This is a genomic window from Vibrio sp. TRT 21S02, assembly GCF_050113675.1.
Lineage (GTDB): Bacteria > Pseudomonadota > Gammaproteobacteria > Enterobacterales > Vibrionaceae > Vibrio.
In genome coordinates, this window is sequence record NZ_JBNJOI010000009.1 from 69924 (window position 1) to 87715 (window position 17792).

A 17792-nucleotide genomic window follows, 5' to 3' on the forward strand; every position below is an offset into this window, starting at 1 on the left:
TAATATGTGCAAATCGTGTTATCACTGTGGTGAAGAAGTACCAGTCAACACGGACTACAACGTGGAAATATTAGGTGAAGTCCGCGATATGTGTTGCCCAGGATGTGAGTCCGTAGCACGTACCATTATCGAGAGTGGGCTTGTCTCCTATTACCAATATCGAACAGCGCCTGCTGAAAAAGCAGACTTAGTACCTGAACAACTTCAAGCTTTGATTCATTACGATAATGAAGAAGTACAATCTGAGTTCGTGCGAAATCGAGATAATCTATCCGAGGTGACACTGTCACTTGAGGGTGTGTCTTGTGCTGCTTGTGCATGGTTGATTGAGAAGCAATTAACTAAAGAGCATGGTGTCTATTCAATTCGCGTTAATACAACGACGAATCGCGCCCTACTTACATGGGATAAATCTAAAGCCCGGCTGAGTGAGTTACTTAGTATCATTCATCGATTAGGCTACAAGGCCGCACCCTTTGAAGCTGATAAACAAGAAGCTTCTTACCATCAAATGATGAAGCAATACCTTTACAGATTAGGCATCGCAGGTTTAGCAACTATGCAAGTTATGATGCTTGCTGTTGCATTGTACCTTGAGGTATTCGGTGATCTTGAACCAGAATTTAAAAGCTATTTCCGTTGGGTTAGCTTGATCTTCGCTACACCCGTGATGCTCTACTCTGCTCTACCTTTTTATCTTAACGCATGGCGTAGCTTGAGGAGCCGCACATTAGGCATGGATGTGCCGGTTTCTATTGCGATGATTTTTGCTTATTGCGCTAGTCTCGTTGCCACTGTCACGGAGCAAGGTGAAGTATTCTTCGAATCTATCTCCATGTTCGCTTTCTTTCTTTTGGTCGGGCGATTTCTTGAAATGCGAGCTCGCCGTAAAGCTGCGGCAGCAAGTGGTAATCTATTAAAGCTTATCCCAGCAATTGCCACGACGCTTGATGGCGATCAGATCCCGGTCAAATCACTTAAAGTAGGCGATAAAATCCGTGTTCTACCTGGTGAGCACATTCCTGCCGACGGTAAAATCATCAAAGGACGCGTTCATATTGATGAATCAATGCTGACAGGCGAATCTATTCCTGTTGTAAAACAAACCGATGATTTCGTGTATGCGGGAACACTAAATGGTGAAGAGTCTTTCGAGTTAGAAGTCACTTCTTCGAAAGCCGATTCTATGATTTCTAATATTGTACGCTTACAAGATGAAGCTCAGATGTCCAAACCTAAAATTGCTGAGGTTGCAGACATAGTTGCCCGTTATTTTGTCGGCGCGATCTTGATTATCGCAGCTGCTACCTGGTTTTTCTGGCATGACGCGAAACCTGAAGATGCATTTTGGATCATGCTTTCGGTTTTGGTCGCTACTTGTCCGTGTGCCCTATCCCTTGCCACTCCAACGGCTCTAACATGCGCAACGTCTCGTATGGGCAATTTTGGAATTTTGCTCCGTAAAAGCCACGTTTTTGAAACCTTGTGTAAAGTAAACCACCTTATTGTTGATAAAACCGGTACCTTGACTCATGGTGATATTGAAATAAGCGACGTGGAGATTATTGGAGATGTTAACAAGGAAGAAGCACTTGCTATTGCTACGTCATTAGAGGCGCATGCAAATCATCCTATAGCTCGTGCTTTTAAAGTGTATTCGAATCAAAACCTCAACGTGACGGGTGTAGAGAATGTAATTGGATCTGGCTTAAAAGGTATTTACGAAGGTGAGCCAGTTAAGATTGGTAGCGCTCAATTTGTGTTAAATGACGCCACTAACTCACATCCAAGCTCTGTTTACATGTCAATTAGTGGCAAACATGTTGCGACGTTTTCTTATCATGACCCTATTCGTACAGAAGCAAAGCTGTTTATTGAGCAGTTTAAAAAATCAGGTGTAAAAGTAACTTTGTTGACTGGCGATATTGAGCAAAATGCTCAAGCAGTTGCGACTAAAATTGGTATTTCAAATGTAGTTGCAGGTGCAAAACCGCAAGATAAACTTGCTTATTTAAAGGCACTTGAGAGCTCAGATATTACGATGATGATTGGCGATGGTATCAACGATGCCCCAACTCTGGCTGGTGCTCACTTATCCATTGCTATGGGGGGCGGCGCCGATGTGGCAAAAGCGTCAGCAGATATGGTGCTTTTAGGTGACCAGCTTGATCGTGTACTAAAAGCTCGATATTTGGCACTGAGAACTCGCAAAATTATTCGTGAAAACCTAGCTTGGTCTCTTGGATATAATTTATTGATATTGCCTCTCGCTGTTGCTGGGCTTGTTGCTCCTTATATTGCAGTTGTTGGTATGTCTGCAAGCTCAATTATTGTAATATCGAACTCGCTACGTTTGTTAAAGGAACAAGACCGCTAATGGAAAGTCTGTATATATTGATCCCTATTGCTATTGCGTTGGTTTGTGTGGCGGTAGCCGTATTTTTATGGGCTGTGAAAAGTGAACAGTTTGAGGATCTAGAACGCCAAGGTCACAACATTTTGTTTGATGAAGATGACAAGAACGATAAGTCATGATACCTGATTGGATTGGTGCGTTTTTCGTTGGTTTGGTCGGTGCAGGCCATTGTATGGGGATGTGTGGAGGTATTGCCTCTTTGCTATCTTCTTCCAAGCCTCACCCTGCAATTCCTCTGTTTTATAATTTGGGGCGACTTATTAGCTACGCTCTATTTGGTTTCATCATCGGGGGGGCTGTCGCGTCCGTCGCAGAATTTAGCCAAATTAATAATGTACTGGCTTGGTTAAGACTACTTACCGCATTGTTTATGATTTTATTGGCTTTGTATATCGGTCGTTGGTGGCACGGACTACTCGCTATCGAAAAATTAGGACAATATTTATGGCGGTACATTTCCCCTGCGGGTAAGTTTTTTCTTCCGTTGAAAAGCCCTTTTTATGCGCTGCCCTTTGGTTTCATTTGGGGATGGCTCCCATGTGGGCTCGTGTACTCTATGCTCACTTGGGCGGCGGTTTCAGGTAGCTCAATTAACGGTAGCTTAGTTATGCTGAGTTTTGGCTTAGGCACCCTACCTGCGATGCTATTCGTCGGTTATGGAGCCTCGTATTTACATAAATTGCAACAAAATCTCTATTTCAGAAATATTGGTGCTCTGGTTATTCTTATTTACGGCATTCATACAGCGTATGGATCGGTTAAATTACTCGCACTTAGTTGATAGATATCTGTTTTAGGGCACCTTTTTTAGCTGTCCTTTATAGGTAATGGATGCTAAAATATTGATGTATATCAAATAGTGAAAGGTTATTATGATTTCTGAAAAGCCTGCAACCAAACGCATTCAATCTGGTGGTTGTGCTATCCATTGTCAGGATTGCAGTATTAGTCAGCTTTGTATCCCATTTACACTTAATGAGTCTGAGCTCGATCAATTAGATCAGATCATTGAGCGTAAAAAGCCGATACAAAAAGGTCAGGAGCTTTTTAAAGCTGGTGACGAGCTGAAATCTCTATATGCGATTCGTTCTGGAACAATAAAAAGTTACACCATCACGGAACAAGGCGATGAACAAATCACAGCTTTTCATCTTGCCGGAGATTTAGTGGGCTTTGATGCGATTACCGGTGATGCTCACCCTAGTTTCGCTCAGGCTTTAGAAACCTCGATGGTATGTGAAATACCCTATGAAATCCTAGATGACTTATCAGGAAAGATGCCTAAACTGCGTCAGCAAATCATGCGTTTAATGAGTAATGAAATAAAAGGTGATCAGGAAATGATCCTTTTACTTTCAAAGAAAAATGCTGAAGAACGACTTGCCGCATTTTTGTATAACCTTTCTACTCGCTTTTCTCAGCGTGGCTTTAGTCCGAGAGAATTTCGTTTAACAATGACTCGTGGCGATATTGGTAACTACCTTGGTTTAACAGTAGAAACCATTAGTCGCCTACTAGGTCGTTTCCAGAAATCTGAAATTCTAAGTGTTAAAGGCAAATACATCACTATTTTGGATCACGATGCTCTTATGGAACTTGCAGGCGTATCCAAAGAATCGTAATTAAGTCAATGATGTAGCTCTAAGCTGAGCTACATCATACTTCTCCTAAAATCCTTCCGTTTTTTCTAAAACTCTTAATTGAATTAGGCTACATTAGTCATATGACTCAACTCTCTGTAAGGAGTTCATATGAGCATTTATAATAAAATATTAGTTGTTGCAGACGTTAATCGTGACGAACAACCTGCTTTAGCCCGAGCAATGCAATTAGCTGCCAAAAGTCGTTCTCCTAGCCGAGTGACTTTCTTCCTTTCTATTTACGACTTTTCTTATGATATGACATCCATGCTCTCGATCGATGAGCGTGATGCGATGCGTCGAGGTGTGATACACCAAAGGGAACAGTGGATGAGAAATATCGCTAAACCCTACATGAATAAAGAAGTCGAGTTTAATATTGTAGTGGTTTGGCATAATCGGCCTTACGAAGCCATTATTGCTGAGGTGTTTGCTGGTGAGCATGACATTGTGATCAAAGGAACACGTAAACATGACATCTTGGAAGCGGTTATCTTTACTCCAACAGACTGGCATCTATTGAGGAAATGCCCTTCTCCTGTTCTTCTGGTTAAAAACGAAGAATGGCCGGATAACGCTAGCATACTTGCTTCCGTTCATGTTGGATCAGAAAATGACACCCATATCGACTTAAACGATATCATGGTCGAACAATTAACCAATATCTCAGGGCGTCTTGGCGCAAAGCCTTATTTAGTAAACGCCTATCCTGTAACCCCGGCTAATATTACGATTGAGTTACCTGAATTTGATCCAACTACCTATACCGACGCGGTAAGAGGACACCACTTAACAGCCATGAAGTCATTACGACAAAAACATGGTTTTGACGAGGAACAAACCATTGTAGAACAAGGTTTGCCTGAAGACATTATTCCCGAGGTAGCCGAAAAACTAAATGCTGCGATGGTTATTATTGGTACCACAGGGCGCACTGGATTATCTGCAGTCTTTATAGGAAACACAGCAGAGCACGTCATTGATAAGATTAATTGTGATGTATTAGCGCTGAAACCTTTGGGTTATATCAGTCCTTTGGACCCAAAAACTGCGATTTAACGTAACCATCCCTGACAAAATCCCCTCATTCGAGGGGATTTTTTATTTAGTGGTGATTAGAACTGGCATATAGGCAATTTATCCGTATCATACGCACTTCATTTTGTTTTGATGATTTATAAGACAGCAAGTAATGACAGAGCATACTCAAGAGCGCACTAAAGCTCAGCAATACAACTTTAATAAGCTTCAAAAACGTATTCGTCGTAATACTGGTCAAGCCATTCAAGACTTTAATATGATCGAAGATGGTGATCGTATTATGGTTTGCTTATCAGGTGGTAAGGATAGCTTTACTATGCTTGATATCTTGATGAGTTTGCAAAAAAGTGCACCGATCTCTTTCTCATTAGTTGCTGTTAATCTTGACCAAAAACAACCAGAGTTCCCTAGCCATATTCTGCCTGAGTATCTTGAGTCTTTAGGTGTTGAATATAAGATTGTCGAAGAAGACACCTATTCAATAGTGCAGGATAAGATCCCGGAAGGAAAAACAACTTGTTCCCTATGTTCCCGCCTTCGCCGAGGTATTTTGTACCGTACTGCGAAAGAGCTTGGAGCGACAAAAATTGCTTTAGGCCATCACCGTGATGACATTCTTGAAACCCTATTTTTGAATATGTTCCACGGTGGGAAAATGAAAGCAATGCCACCTAAGCTAGTGTCTGATAATGGTGAGCATGTGGTGATTCGTCCTTTGGCATATTGTCGCGAAAAAGACATCATTAAGTATTCCGAGATGCGTGAGTACCCAATTATTCCATGTAATCTATGTGGCTCTCAACCGAACTTGCAACGTCAAAACATCAAGCAAATGCTTAACGACTGGGACAAGCGTTTCCCGGGGCGAATTGAGACAATGTTCCGAGCGATGCAAAACGTAGTTCCTAGCCACCTTGCTGATTTTGATTTATTTGATTTTAAATCAATCGATAAGGATTCCGGAGTGATTAACGGTGGTGACATCGGCTTTGATAAAGAAGACATTCAAGCTCGACCTGTTGTTGATGAAGACCAAGTTCAAGAGTTTGACCCAAGTCTTCAGTTAAATGTAACGAATCTATAAAAAAGGCGACCATATGGTCGCCTTTTTTATTTTTCCGAACTCTACTTTTTTGCATCAGGCAAATATGGGAGTACTCTAATTGTGGCTTGAGGCAGAGTCATAAAACCACCTTTTCCAATATCCTTGAGCGCTACTTGAGCTTTACCATCTCGAATTTCTATTTGCTGACCGCCAGAAAGATCAATGTAAGAATTAAGCTGATTAGCAAATTCTAATGTCACGCCTTCAACGTCAGGGGTAAACCAACTTGAAAACATGCCACCCAAATCTTCAAGTATGGTTTGCATTTGAGGCATCAATTTTTCAACCTCTTCATAGGTTACTTTTCCGTCAAAAGGTACTTTGGTCATGACAACCATTGAGAAGTCACATCGCTTGTCTTTAGGTGTTTGGACAAAGACTAACGGATTAGCCTGACGCAAGTTGCTATCTAGGGGAACTAATAGTTCTTTAGCCGGAGAAATAGATAACTCTTCATAGTGCTCTTCTTTCTCCATCCAAGCTTTTTCGATATCACACAATTGTTTTGTTTTCGCGTCAGTAAAGAAAAAACCAATTTTAATATCATCATGGCCTTCTTTTGAATTCGCTTTCATTTGAGTGAAAAGCTTAGAGTAGGTAAACATGTACTCTTGAGCTGAAACTGGCGCGATTGCACCAAGCATCGAGGTGAGCAGTAAGGCTAACGTCACTTTTTTCATTATTTGCATTCTACTGTTTTAATTCCAAAACGCTTCATTATGCCGAATCATCGCTTGTAAATCGTTGACGTATGCCTCACCTCGCTCTGAGTACTTTAATAAACCTTTAGTAAGAGCGATCGCAGCTTGAGTGTCTGTGAGGCTCTTTTTATTCATATGCCGCTTATAACGAATTTCGCGAAGCTCATAATAAGCATTGTTGCGGTTTACATTCATAAAATATCCATGTATTGATTCTTGTACTGAATGAAACTTAGCAACCTCGTGTGTTTTTCCTTCCGCTCGTTGTTGTGGGATTAAGCCACAACCGCGTTGATAACACCATTGACCAAAATAGTTGTTTGCTTTTGTAGCAAACCTAGAAGTGCCCCAAGCTGATTCATTAGCGGCTTGGATTAGTATGAGCGCTTCAGGTAATACATCGACACGATGGAGCATTCGATTGAGCCATATTCGGTCGATGCCGTCTTCAGGTAGTGGCACATGGTATAAATGCCCTAGCCTTTTGGCATATAACATGTCGTCATTAGAGAGCGTCATCTTGTCAAAATGTTCTTCTATTCGCTCTAATCGACTTCGTTCTTTTAAGATTCGTTGATTCTCGAGTGCAATGCCGGGACGAAGATAATTGAAAAAGGCCTGTTTTTTGAGCTTTGAGCCTGAGTACTGTTTGAAATCTGGCGCATTGCCGACATTCGCAGCCACCAAGTCTGTCGATCGAAGTATGTCTGAGCTTGTCCAATTATCTTCGAGGGTAAACTCGTAGCGGTAAAACGCAAAGCTGGCCATAAGGCCAGCAATAACAATGAGAAGACGTTCAGATTTATGCATTAAACACCTGTGAGTCGTCATCTCCATCTTTTGGTTTACCAGAAGCGACAATCTTGAGCCTAATACCGAACATATTTCGATAGATGATGCCCTTCACATGGAAGAAAAATGGCAAGACGAAGATAAGACCAATGCCATAGAACATTGCACCGACGATAAACATCATGGTGACAATCAAGTAGATACCCGCAAGCGGTATTATCTTTTTATTCACGGCACGTAGTGACAGCAACAGTGATTGCATTGGTGGAATTTGCTTCTCACATATCAGCAGGATTGAATTACTGAACGCAAGTGACAGGTACATCGATAAGAATGGAAGGAGCATACCTGCAATTCCTTGTAGCGTCAGGCTAAACAATGTTGCCAAAATGACAGGAATAGTATGTTGGAGCCCTTTTCCGATATGTTTTGGTTTGGTTTTCAAACCAGCAGAATGGCTCATTGCCATCAAACATATGCCGGCATAAATTGGAGCGCTGACCACTTCATAGCTAAAGTTGGCGACGAAGATAGCGGAAATAATACGTTCATCAAATGCTTCTGGATTTTGAAGCGCGTTTAAAATAACGGATGGATCACCAAGCTGCAGCTTAAGTGCAATATAAAAAATGGCAAGTTGTACCGCGAGGAGAATGACAATAGAAGGAGAGAATGAAAGGAAGTTTTTCATTGTATGATTCCATGCTTCTCTCAGAACATCACTGGCTTTGAGCTTATAGTCCCCAGAGATAGCCTGCTCTATACTTCCACCTAAATTAAAATCTTTTTCGATATCATCGTTCATTATTGAATCCGGTATCCTATTCCTAGAATAAGAAAGACTAACTAAAAGTTACGTGCATTATACTTAAAAGCTAACAACTTAAAATCGCAATACAATCAGGCGCTTGCTTTCTCGGTTTTTTGGTTGATAATTAACCACCTGCCGCACCAATTGAGCCTTTAAATAAGTATGGTAAGAAATGTTTACTTTTACCTGCAAAATTTTTTGTGTTTCAAGGTAAGAAAATACTTTGAATTCACAGTTTTGGTGATTATGATGCGCGCCTCTATTTATGTAACTACAGGTCATTATTTAAGACTGAGATAGTGGCCCATGTGGGAGAAAAACAGACGTTGAACGCTAAACAACACGCAGGACAACCAGTTATTCGCTTAACTGGCATCAATAAAAGTTTCGATGGTAAGGAGATCATCGGCAATTTTAACCTTGATGTTAATCATGGTGAGTTTTTAACGATTTTGGGTCCATCAGGTTGTGGTAAGACAACGGTTTTAAGGATGATCGCGGGTTTTGAAACCGCAGATAATGGTCAGATCCTTTTAGATGGTCAGAATGTTACTCAGCTACCTGCAGAGCAAAGGCACGTCAATACTGTTTTTCAAAGCTATGCACTATTCCCTCATATGACCGTTTTCGAAAACGTTGCATTTGGTTTACGCATGCAAAAAGTGTCCGCTCAGGATATCGAACCTAGAGTGATGGAAGCATTACGCATGGTGCGCCTTGAAAAAATGGCACAACGCAAACCGCATCAGCTTTCTGGTGGTCAGCAGCAACGTATCGCTATCGCTCGCGCTGTTGTGAACAAGCCTAAAGTACTGTTGCTTGATGAGTCGCTCTCTGCTCTGGATTATAAATTGCGTAAACAGATGCAAATCGAACTGAAGCAATTGCAACGTCAATTAGGCATTACCTTCATATTCGTTACTCACGACCAAGAAGAAGCTCTCTCGATGTCAGACCGCATCATTGTTATGCGTGAAGGGGTTATTGAGCAAGATGGCTCTCCTCGTGAGATTTACGAAGAGCCTAAAAACCTGTTTGTCGCTCGTTTTATCGGTGAAATCAACGTGTTTAATGCAACGATGATTGAGCGTATTGATGAAAAACGCATTCGCGCTGAAATCGAAGGGGTTGAGTCGGTTGTTTATTATGATAAACAGGCTGATGCTGGCGATAAATTGCAAGTGCTGCTTCGCCCGGAAGATTTACGCATTGAAGAGATCAAAGAGTCTGAAGAAAAAGGTATCGTCGGACACGTTACCGAGCGCACTTACAAAGGTATGACTCTGGACTCTGTGATTGAACTGGAATCCGGCATGCGTGTGATGGTTAGTGAGTTTTTCAATGAAGATGATCCTGATGTCGATCACTCTCTTGGTCAAAAAGTCGCTATCACTTGGGTTGAGAGCTGGGAGGTAGTGTTAAATGATGAGCACAAAGCTTAATCTACAAAATGCCATTATCGCCCTCATCGTTGGTTGGTTAGGTTTATTTGTATTAGTGCCTAACTTGATGATCATTGGCACTAGTTTCTTAACTCGTGATGAAGCGAATCTCATTGAGATGACCTTCACCTTAGATAACTACTTGCGTTTGATGGATCCGCTGTACGTTAAAGTATTGTGGCATTCATTCTACATGGCGATTATTGCGACCCTAATTTGTTTAGTGATTGGTTATCCTTTTGCTTACATTGTCGCGAAAATGCCTGCGAAGTGGCGCCCTATTATGCTGTTTTTAGTGATAGTACCTTTTTGGACTAACTCACTTATTCGGACTTATGGCTTAAAAATTGTACTTGGAACACAAGGTATTCTGAATAAAGGCTTGTTAGCTCTAGATATTATCGATAAGCCTTTACGTCTAATGTATACCGAAACAGCAGTAATGATTGGCTTGGTCTACATTTTGTTGCCGTTTATGATTTTGCCGTTATATTCCGCGATTGAGAAGCTTGATGATACTTACATCGAAGCTGCTCGAGATTTAGGGGCGAATAAACTACAAACACTGACAAAAGTCGTCTTGCCGTTAACCATGCCAGGTATTATTGGCGGCTGCTTATTGGTACTGCTCCCTGCTCTTGGGATGTTCTACATTGCTGACTTACTAGGCGGCGCCAAGAACTTGTTAATTGGTAACGTTATTAAGAGCCAAGTACTGAATGCACGTGATTGGCCATTTGGTGCTGCAACCAGTATAGCTCTGACGATTGCGATGGCTGTGATGCTCTATGCCTACTATCGCGCTGGCAAATTATTGAATAAGAAAGTGGAGCTAGACTAATGGGACGCACAGTTAGATTTAGCTTTATGACGTTGGTATATGCATTCTTGTATTTACCTATCATCGTCTTGATCGTGAACTCCTTTAATGCCAATAAATTTGGTATGAAATGGGGTGGATTTACAACGAAATGGTATGAGACGCTGGTCAATAACGACAGCTTAATGCAAGCGGCATGGCACTCACTGAATGTGGCTGTGTTTTCCGCAACGGCAGCAACCATTATTGGTAGCTTGACGGCTGTCGCCCTATTCCGTTATTCATTTAAAGGAAAAGGTCTTGTCAACGGTATGTTGTTTGTTGTGATGATGTCTCCGGACATCGTGATGGCGATTTCTCTGTTGGCGCTGTTTTTGGTGTTAGGTGCGCAACTGGGCTTTTTCACCTTGTTGATTGCCCACATTACGTTTTGCTTGCCATTTGTGGTGGTCACGGTATACAGCCGACTCAATGGCTTTGACGTAAAAATGCTGGAAGCGGCAAAAGATCTTGGAGCGAGTGAATGGGTAATTTTGAAGCAAATCATCTTACCATTGGCAAAACCAGCAGTTGCTGCGGGATGGCTACTTAGCTTCACGTTGTCGCTTGATGACGTCATCATTAGCTCGTTTGTGACAGGTCCAACGTATGAAATCCTTCCATTGAAGATTTACTCGATGGTAAAAGTGGGAATCTCACCGGAGGTTAATGCCTTAGCAACTGTCATGTTAATCGTTTCTCTTGTGCTTGTTGTAACCTCACAATTACTGGCAAGGGAGAAAGTGGAGTAATTCACTATTAAACTCTAAGCATCCATGCTTAGGTTTACCACGAAACAGAATGGCAAAGTGCCATTCTGTTTTTCTATCTAGCACCGCTATTACTAAGGCGGTGACGTTTGGTTTGGAGCTAACGTAAATGAAAAAATGGGCTACTTTATTAGCTGGTAGTGCATGTGCGCTTTCACTGTTCTCAGGTTCAGTTGCAGCGGACGAAAATAAAGAACTGGTATTTATGAACTGGGGGCCGTATATCAATAGCGACCTGCTGGAACAATTTACCAAGGAAACTGGCATCAAAGTTATTTATTCCACCTATGAATCGAATGAAACTTTGTATGCAAAGCTAAAAACACACAATCAAGGTTATGATTTGGTGGTTCCATCCACTTACTTCGTCTCTAAGATGCGTGATGAAGGCATGCTTCAGAAAATCGACAAGTCGAAACTGAGCAACTTTAAGAATCTAGATAAAAACTATCTAGATAAACCTTACGATCCAAACAATGACTACTCTATCCCACACGTTGTTGCGATCACGGGCTTAGCCGTCAATACCGATATGTATGATCCACAAGATTTTCAAAGCTGGGCTGACTTATGGAAGCCTGAGCTGGAAGGCCAAATCATGCTGATGGATGATACTCGTGAAGTGTTCCATATTGCTCTTCGTAAGTTGGGTTACTCAGGCAACACTACGGATGAAAAACAAATCGATGACGCTTATGCAGAACTACGTAAGCTGATGCCAAATGTGCTGGTCTTTAACTCAGACAACCCTGGTGCACCTTACATGTCTGGCGAAGTGGGTGTTGGTATGCTTTGGAATGGCAGTGCTGCTGCAGCGCAAAAAGAAGGGCTACCGATTAAACTGGTTTTCCCTAAAGAAGGTGGCATCGGTTGGGTTGATAACTTTGCCATTTCATCAGGCGCTAAAAACGTAGAAGCGGCCCATAAGATGATCGATTTCTTACTGCGCCCAGAAATTGCTGAGCAGATTTCTCGTGACACGGGGTATCTCACCGCGGTTGCCGAATCCAATGCGAAATTCAAAGACATTGCTCCACTGTTCCCTTCGCAGGAGGACCTAGACCGTGTGGAATGGCAAGCCGCTGTCGGTGATAAAACCGTGAAATATGAAGATTACTTCCTCAAGTTAAAGGCTGGCCAGTAAGCAAGCGAACTCAGATAAAATAGGCAGCAAAAGCTGCCTATTTTTCTTATTGGCTGATATAATTAACGGCTGTTACATTTATCTTCACGATAAAACTTTCATAACGGTTGCGGAGCGTTACTTGGATGTACGTCAGGAAATCTCTGCACACATAAAACGGAAAAGTAATGAAAAGTAAAATCTACGCAAGCGCACTTTGCGCAGCGACCCTAATCGCTTCTCCTGCAATGGCTGCTGATCAAGAACTCTATTTTTACAACTGGTCTGAATATATTCCAAATGAAGTTCTTGAAGACTTTACAAAAGAGACAGGAATTAAAGTTCGCTACTCTACGTATGAGTCTAACGAAAGCATGTATGCCAAGCTTAAGACTCAGGGTTCGGGCTATGATTTGGTAGTACCGTCTACCTACTTCGTATCTAAGATGCGCAAAGAAGGCATGCTTCAGCAAATCGACAAAGCGAAACTATCTCACTTCTCAGATTTAGACCCTAATTTTTTAAACAAACCTTTTGACCCGAACAACAACTACTCTATCCCTTATATCTGGGGTGCGACAGGCATTGGCATCAATGCTGACATGTTAGATAAGTCATCGGTCACGAAATGGGATGACTTTTGGGACAGTAAGTGGGAAGGTCAGCTTATGTTGATGGATGACTCACGTGAAGTGTTCCACATTGCGTTGACTAAGCTAGGCTACTCGCCAAACACAACAAACCCAGATGAAATTAAAGCGGCTTATGAAGAGTTGAAAAAACTAATGCCAAACGTATTAGTGTTCAATTCAGATTTCCCTGCCAACCCTTATTTAGCCGGTGAAGTTTCATTGGGTATGCTGTGGAATGGTTCTGCTTACATGGCACGCCAAGAAGGTGCATCAATTGACATTATCTGGCCTGAAAAAGGTACGGTATTTTGGATGGATAGCCTAGCAATCCCTTCTGGTGCAAAAAATGTTGAAGCGGCACATAAAATGATCGACTTCTTACTTCGCCCTGAAAACGCAGCAAAAATTGCATTAGAAATCGGCTACCCAACACCAGTGAAAACAGCGCATGACCTATTACCTAAAGAGTTTGCGAATGATCCGATGATCTTCCCTCCTCAGAAAGTAATGGACAGTGGTGTTTGGCAAGATGAAGTTGGTGAAGCGAGCGTGCTTTACGACGAGTACTTCCAGAAATTGAAAGTGGATAACTAAGTAATTCCATTTACACTTAATAAAGCGGCTTATGCCGCTTTATTTGTTTTCACGTTGATTAGGATAGAATGTACAGACTTACCCTTTTATTCGTTTCCCTTCTAATTGCAGTATCATTTGCGATGCTACTGCTCAGTCATTATGTCGACATAGACTCTCAATATGATCTGTTGTTTGAGACCAATACCCTACTTCTGGTTTGTTATCTAAGCTTTGTGTCTCGCGAGGCATTAAAAAACAATCGGACAATACGTCTTGGCGTCACGTTGCTCATCATTAACAGCGCCTACGAAGTCATTACGGAAATTACTTACTTCAACTTGATTGCAAATGACTACCCAATGATCGATTCCATCATGGAAGATGGGTTGCTACAGCTTTCGTTTCTGCTGATTGCATTTGGTATCACCAACACGGTTAAGCGTATACAAGAGCGCGCGAATATTGATGAACTAACGGGGTTATACAATCGTAAGAAGCTCAGAGCAATCACCCTCAATGAATTCGACTTAATCTATATCGATTTAGATGGGTTGAAGCATATAAATGACACGAAGGGGCATTTGGCTGGGGATTTGCTGATCGTTCGTTTTGCGCAAGTGCTGGCAAATAATATCAACCGACGAGAGCAAGCATTTCGCCTCGGTGGTGATGAGTTTGCTATCACCGTTCAGCCAGGACGTTCAGTCGAATTTATCTGTTGTATACAAGAAGAGCTTTTCAGCGAAAAAATCCGGTTTAGCTATGGTATTGAACGTACAACGCGCGATAACTTGAATGCCGCTCTTGAGAAAACGGACCAAGCGATGTATGAAATGAAACACTCCCAACGTCAGCGTTGAGAGTGTTGTAATGAATTAGGCTTGTTTTTGCGAAGGAGATTGGAGTGCGAGAATATCTTCTACCAACTTTGGCACCTCAATGCTTGCTCTCCCGTATCGTTTTTCTTCAAACTCACTTTCTACCGCACTTGGTTCAAGGTTCAGCTCAATGGTATGGGCACCGTGCATTTTCGCATCGTGAACAAACCCTGCGGCAGGATATACAACGCCAGAGGTGCCAATAGAGATAAATAAATCGGCTTCTTCTAACGCTGCGTAGATATCACCCATACGAAGTGGCATTTCTCCAAACCAAACGACATGAGGCCGCATTTGCGAGGGTATTTGGCAACAATGGCATAGGTCACCCGTATTAATGTCCCCCGTTTCCTCAATAACTTGATTGGACTCACTGCATCTAGACTTTAGTAGTTCCCCATGCATGTGGATGACATTGTTGCTGCCTCCTCTTTCATGAAGGTTGTCGATGTTCTGAGTAATGATTGTTACTTTCCCATCAAGTTCTTGTTCCAGCTTCCCAAGCGCGATATGAGCAGCATTTGGTTTAATCGATTGTTCCTGTAGTTTTTGTCTTCTCAAGTTGTAAAATTCTTGCACAAGATCAGGGTTACGATTGAAACCTTCTGGTGTTGCGACATCTTCAATTCGGTGGTTCTCCCATAAACCATCTTGTGCTCGAAATGTCTGAATGCCAGACTCAGCAGAGATCCCCGCTCCGGTTAAGATGACAATATTTTGGTAAGGGAAATTCATACGACGTCCTTGTGGTTTGCTTATCTTCAAAGTTTAGCATCTTGGAGATAACAACAGTAGCAGTATGGGTTTAGACGTTGGTCGCATAAGGCGATGAGAAAACAGCTTATACAAACCAAATGTTCTTATAAAACTTCTTCGACGCTATATAGACGTATGTAGGATAAATATAAAGCCCCAGAGGTTTTCTGGGGCTTGGTGTTTTATAAGTTTGGTCCGGTTGAAGGACTGTGAGGTTGGTTATTTCTCAATTGCTGCATGCCTTGGAACATACGGATAAACCAGACGATAATGGCCAAAACCGCAAATATCATACCTATGTACGGAATCACATAGGCAACAGTATCAATCAAAGAACTATGTAACCAATAATCGCTCACACCAACTAGCACGCCATTTGATGTTGCAACTGTTACGATCAACACAACAAAGAACGTTAAGTAAAGGAAAAAGGTACGAATTAACCCATAGTAATGAGAGTCAATAATGTCTCCATCTTCACCTTTATCCAACCGATAGCCCGCATAGATGATGGCAATAACACCTGAAATCAGAAACGTAAACGGTGTTAAGCAACTTAAGATATACGCTACCCAAATCCCATTATGAGGTTTGTTCATTTGTATGCGCTCCTTTGACTGCTTGATTATCGGTTTCTGGGCCTTTTGCTTTCATCTCTTCGTACCAAAGATCGTGGTGCTCTTTTGCCCACGTCTCATCGACTTCACCAGTGACCATACCCTCAAGTGCACCTTCCATACCAAATAGACCGATATAGATGTGGAAAATGAAACCACAAATTAGGATCAGTGCAGACAACATGTGTAGCAGGTTCGATAGCTCCATATCTCGACGCGTTTGGCCAAAGATTGGGAAATCAAGAACCAAGCCACTAATAGCCGCAACAGCGCCAAAAGCAATCAACAGCCAGTAGATCGCTTTTTCACCACCATTGGAGAAACCTGCTGAAGGGTGTGTTCCTTTATGTTTACCAACCATGCCGCCCATTTTCATAAACCAACGTACATCAGTCATTGTCGGGATAGACTTACGCCACCACTTAAGCAGAACAAAGATTAGCAACACAAAGAACAGTGGGCCCATGTAGTTATGATATTGCTTCGCCAGCATCACAACAAAGCCCCAGAATTCAGTTGGCACATAAGGCTTTAAGAAGTGTTTGCCGTAAACAAGCATTAAGCCGCTAAAAGCAAGCGTTAGGAAGGTAAACGCCATGCTCCAGTGAAGCGCCCTGTCCATACGAGACCAACGCTTCAGCTTTTTACCCGTTCTTGGTTTACTTAGCATCAGTGGGCCAACAAAAATGTATGCCAGTGCCACCATAGTAATACTGCCAAAAATAGCAACGGCACCTGCTGGCGACATCCATTTTTCTTTTAGTATGTACCACGTTTCTCCAGGAGTACTGATTAGCACACCATGCTCAGGAAACTGAGACGTAGTGTAACCTTCTTGCCCCTCTTTTACCTGACGCCAGAAATCCGCACCAGCTAATTGAGTCATTTCTTTCTGCGCGGACTGGGAGCTATTCTCTTGTGCGGAAGCTGGAAGCGAAACCGCAAGAAGCAATGCTGTCACTAAGGACAGCATTGCAAGAGAAGCACGTTTAAACACATTTAACATGACTTTCTCCACGATTAACTTTTCGTCGCATCGTAAGACAGGTCTTCACCATCAGTCCAACCTGCCCCTTTCGCACCACGCTCTACAACACGTTGACGGAAAATGTCGGAGACTTTTTCTGCATCACCGGCAAGCAATGCTTTGGTTGAACACAATGACGCACACATCGGTAGTTTGCCTTCAGCAATACGGTTTGCGCCATACTTCTTACGCTCGTCTTCAGAGCCAGCTTCTGTCTCAGGACCGCCTGCACAAAAAGTACATTTGTCCATCTTACCACGCTCGCCAAAAGCGGCTTGCTTAGGAAACTGAGGCGCACCAAATGGACATGCAAATAAGCAATATCCGCAACCGATACAAAGATCTTTATTGTGCAGCACAATGCCATCTTCTGTGTGTTCAAAACAGTCTGCAGGACACACTGCCATACAAGGAGCATCAGTACAGTGCATACAAGCTACTGAGATTGAGTTTTCTCCCGGCTCGCCATCGTTGAGTGTTACAACGCGACGGCGCTGAATACCCCATTCAAGCGCATCGTCGTTTTCGTTTTTACATGCAGTGACACAACCATTACATTCGATGCAGCGTTTGGTGTCACAAAGGAATTTCATTCTAGCCATTTCG

The 17792-nt window shown here is 42.3% G+C and carries 19 protein-coding genes; 12 read left to right on the forward strand and 7 right to left on the reverse strand.

Going from position 1 to position 17792, the window contains the following annotated elements; genetic code table 11:
- Positions 1–4 precede the first annotated feature (4 nt).
- The 6 genes from ACQEXU_RS13315 to ttcA all read left to right on the forward strand — a co-directional run bounded on the left by ACQEXU_RS13315 (position 5) and on the right by ttcA (position 6181).
- Positions 5–2377 carry a heavy metal translocating P-type ATPase gene (locus ACQEXU_RS13315; protein WP_427011184.1) on the forward strand — a complete coding sequence of 791 codons (2373 nt, stop codon included), beginning with the start codon at positions 5–7 and terminating at the stop codon, positions 2375–2377.
- Positions 2377–2535, forward strand: coding sequence for a cbb3-type cytochrome oxidase assembly protein CcoS (ccoS, locus tag ACQEXU_RS13320; RefSeq protein WP_427011185.1), 159 nt, complete (start codon positions 2377–2379; stop codon positions 2533–2535). Before ACQEXU_RS13315 ends, ccoS begins: the two co-directional genes overlap by 1 nt.
- Positions 2532–3197, forward strand: coding sequence for a sulfite exporter TauE/SafE family protein (locus ACQEXU_RS13325; protein WP_427011186.1), 666 nt, complete (start codon positions 2532–2534; stop codon positions 3195–3197). Before ccoS ends, ACQEXU_RS13325 begins: the two co-directional genes overlap by 4 nt.
- A 91-nt stretch (positions 3198–3288) precedes the next feature.
- Positions 3289–4038, forward strand: coding sequence for an FNR family transcription factor (locus tag ACQEXU_RS13330; protein ID WP_367986421.1), 750 nt, complete (start codon positions 3289–3291; stop codon positions 4036–4038).
- 129 nt (positions 4039–4167) lie between these two features.
- Positions 4168–5115 carry a universal stress protein UspE gene (gene uspE / locus ACQEXU_RS13335; RefSeq protein WP_367986420.1) on the forward strand — a complete coding sequence of 316 codons (948 nt, stop codon included), beginning with the start codon at positions 4168–4170 and terminating at the stop codon, positions 5113–5115.
- Between the two features lie 133 nt (positions 5116–5248).
- Positions 5249–6181, forward strand: coding sequence for a tRNA 2-thiocytidine(32) synthetase TtcA (gene ttcA / locus ACQEXU_RS13340; protein WP_427011187.1), 933 nt, complete (start codon positions 5249–5251; stop codon positions 6179–6181).
- Between the two features lie 41 nt (positions 6182–6222).
- On the opposite strand, the gene ACQEXU_RS13345 is transcribed toward ttcA, so the two are convergent.
- From ACQEXU_RS13345 to ACQEXU_RS13355, 3 genes are read right to left on the reverse strand one after another with little or no spacing between them, the layout of a single operon-like run.
- Positions 6223–6882, reverse strand: coding sequence for a DUF2987 domain-containing protein (locus tag ACQEXU_RS13345; RefSeq protein ID WP_427011188.1), 660 nt, complete (start codon positions 6880–6882; stop codon positions 6223–6225).
- A gap of 18 nt (positions 6883–6900) precedes the next feature.
- Positions 6901–7713, reverse strand: a complete 813-nt coding sequence (locus ACQEXU_RS13350; RefSeq protein WP_427011189.1) for a glucosaminidase domain-containing protein — start codon at positions 7711–7713, stop codon at positions 6901–6903.
- Positions 7706–8500, reverse strand: a complete 795-nt coding sequence (locus ACQEXU_RS13355) for a hypothetical protein (RefSeq protein WP_427011190.1) — start codon at positions 8498–8500, stop codon at positions 7706–7708. Before ACQEXU_RS13355 ends, ACQEXU_RS13350 begins: the two co-directional genes overlap by 8 nt.
- A 314-nt stretch (positions 8501–8814) precedes the next feature.
- Between ACQEXU_RS13355 and potA the strand changes: the two genes are divergently transcribed.
- The 6 genes from potA (at position 8815) to ACQEXU_RS13385 (ending at position 14768) form a co-directional block, all read left to right on the forward strand.
- On the forward strand, positions 8815–9948 hold the full coding sequence (gene potA, locus ACQEXU_RS13360) for a spermidine/putrescine ABC transporter ATP-binding protein PotA (RefSeq protein ID WP_427011191.1): 1134 nt from the start codon (positions 8815–8817) through the stop codon (positions 9946–9948).
- Positions 9932–10789: a spermidine/putrescine ABC transporter permease PotB gene (gene potB / locus ACQEXU_RS13365; RefSeq protein ID WP_367989174.1), complete on the forward strand. Its 858-nt coding sequence runs from the start codon at positions 9932–9934 to the stop codon at positions 10787–10789. The genes potA and potB overlap by 17 nt, the downstream gene beginning before the upstream one ends.
- Entirely contained in the window at positions 10789–11559 is a 771-nt protein-coding gene (potC, locus tag ACQEXU_RS13370) for a spermidine/putrescine ABC transporter permease PotC (RefSeq protein WP_367986414.1), read from the forward strand. The genes potB and potC overlap by 1 nt, the downstream gene beginning before the upstream one ends.
- A gap of 127 nt (positions 11560–11686) precedes the next feature.
- Positions 11687–12721 carry an extracellular solute-binding protein gene (locus ACQEXU_RS13375; RefSeq protein WP_427011192.1) on the forward strand — a complete coding sequence of 345 codons (1035 nt, stop codon included), beginning with the start codon at positions 11687–11689 and terminating at the stop codon, positions 12719–12721.
- A 167-nt stretch (positions 12722–12888) separates the two neighbouring features.
- Complete coding sequence (locus tag ACQEXU_RS13380; protein WP_367986412.1) at positions 12889–13926, forward strand: extracellular solute-binding protein; 1038 nt, start codon at positions 12889–12891, stop codon at positions 13924–13926.
- Between the two features lie 68 nt (positions 13927–13994).
- Positions 13995–14768 carry a diguanylate cyclase domain-containing protein gene (locus tag ACQEXU_RS13385; protein WP_427011193.1) on the forward strand — a complete coding sequence of 258 codons (774 nt, stop codon included), beginning with the start codon at positions 13995–13997 and terminating at the stop codon, positions 14766–14768.
- Positions 14769–14783: 15 nt separating this feature from the next.
- Here the strand turns inward: ACQEXU_RS13385 and cobB are convergent, their stop codons facing one another.
- The 4 genes from cobB to fdh3B all read right to left on the reverse strand — a co-directional run bounded on the left by cobB (position 14784) and on the right by fdh3B (position 17788).
- The gene (cobB, locus tag ACQEXU_RS13390) at positions 14784–15521 is read right to left on the reverse strand and encodes a Sir2 family NAD+-dependent deacetylase (protein WP_427011194.1); all 738 of its coding nucleotides are present in this window, start codon (positions 15519–15521) and stop codon (positions 14784–14786) included.
- 203 nt (positions 15522–15724) lie between these two features.
- Positions 15725–16141, reverse strand: coding sequence for a hypothetical protein (locus ACQEXU_RS13395; protein ID WP_367986409.1), 417 nt, complete (start codon positions 16139–16141; stop codon positions 15725–15727).
- Complete coding sequence (locus ACQEXU_RS13400; RefSeq protein WP_427011195.1) at positions 16125–17165, reverse strand: formate dehydrogenase subunit gamma; 1041 nt, start codon at positions 17163–17165, stop codon at positions 16125–16127. Before ACQEXU_RS13400 ends, ACQEXU_RS13395 begins: the two co-directional genes overlap by 17 nt.
- A gap of 14 nt (positions 17166–17179) precedes the next feature.
- Complete coding sequence (gene fdh3B / locus ACQEXU_RS13405; protein WP_367986406.1) at positions 17180–17788, reverse strand: formate dehydrogenase FDH3 subunit beta; 609 nt, start codon at positions 17786–17788, stop codon at positions 17180–17182.
- Positions 17789–17792 lie beyond the last annotated feature (4 nt).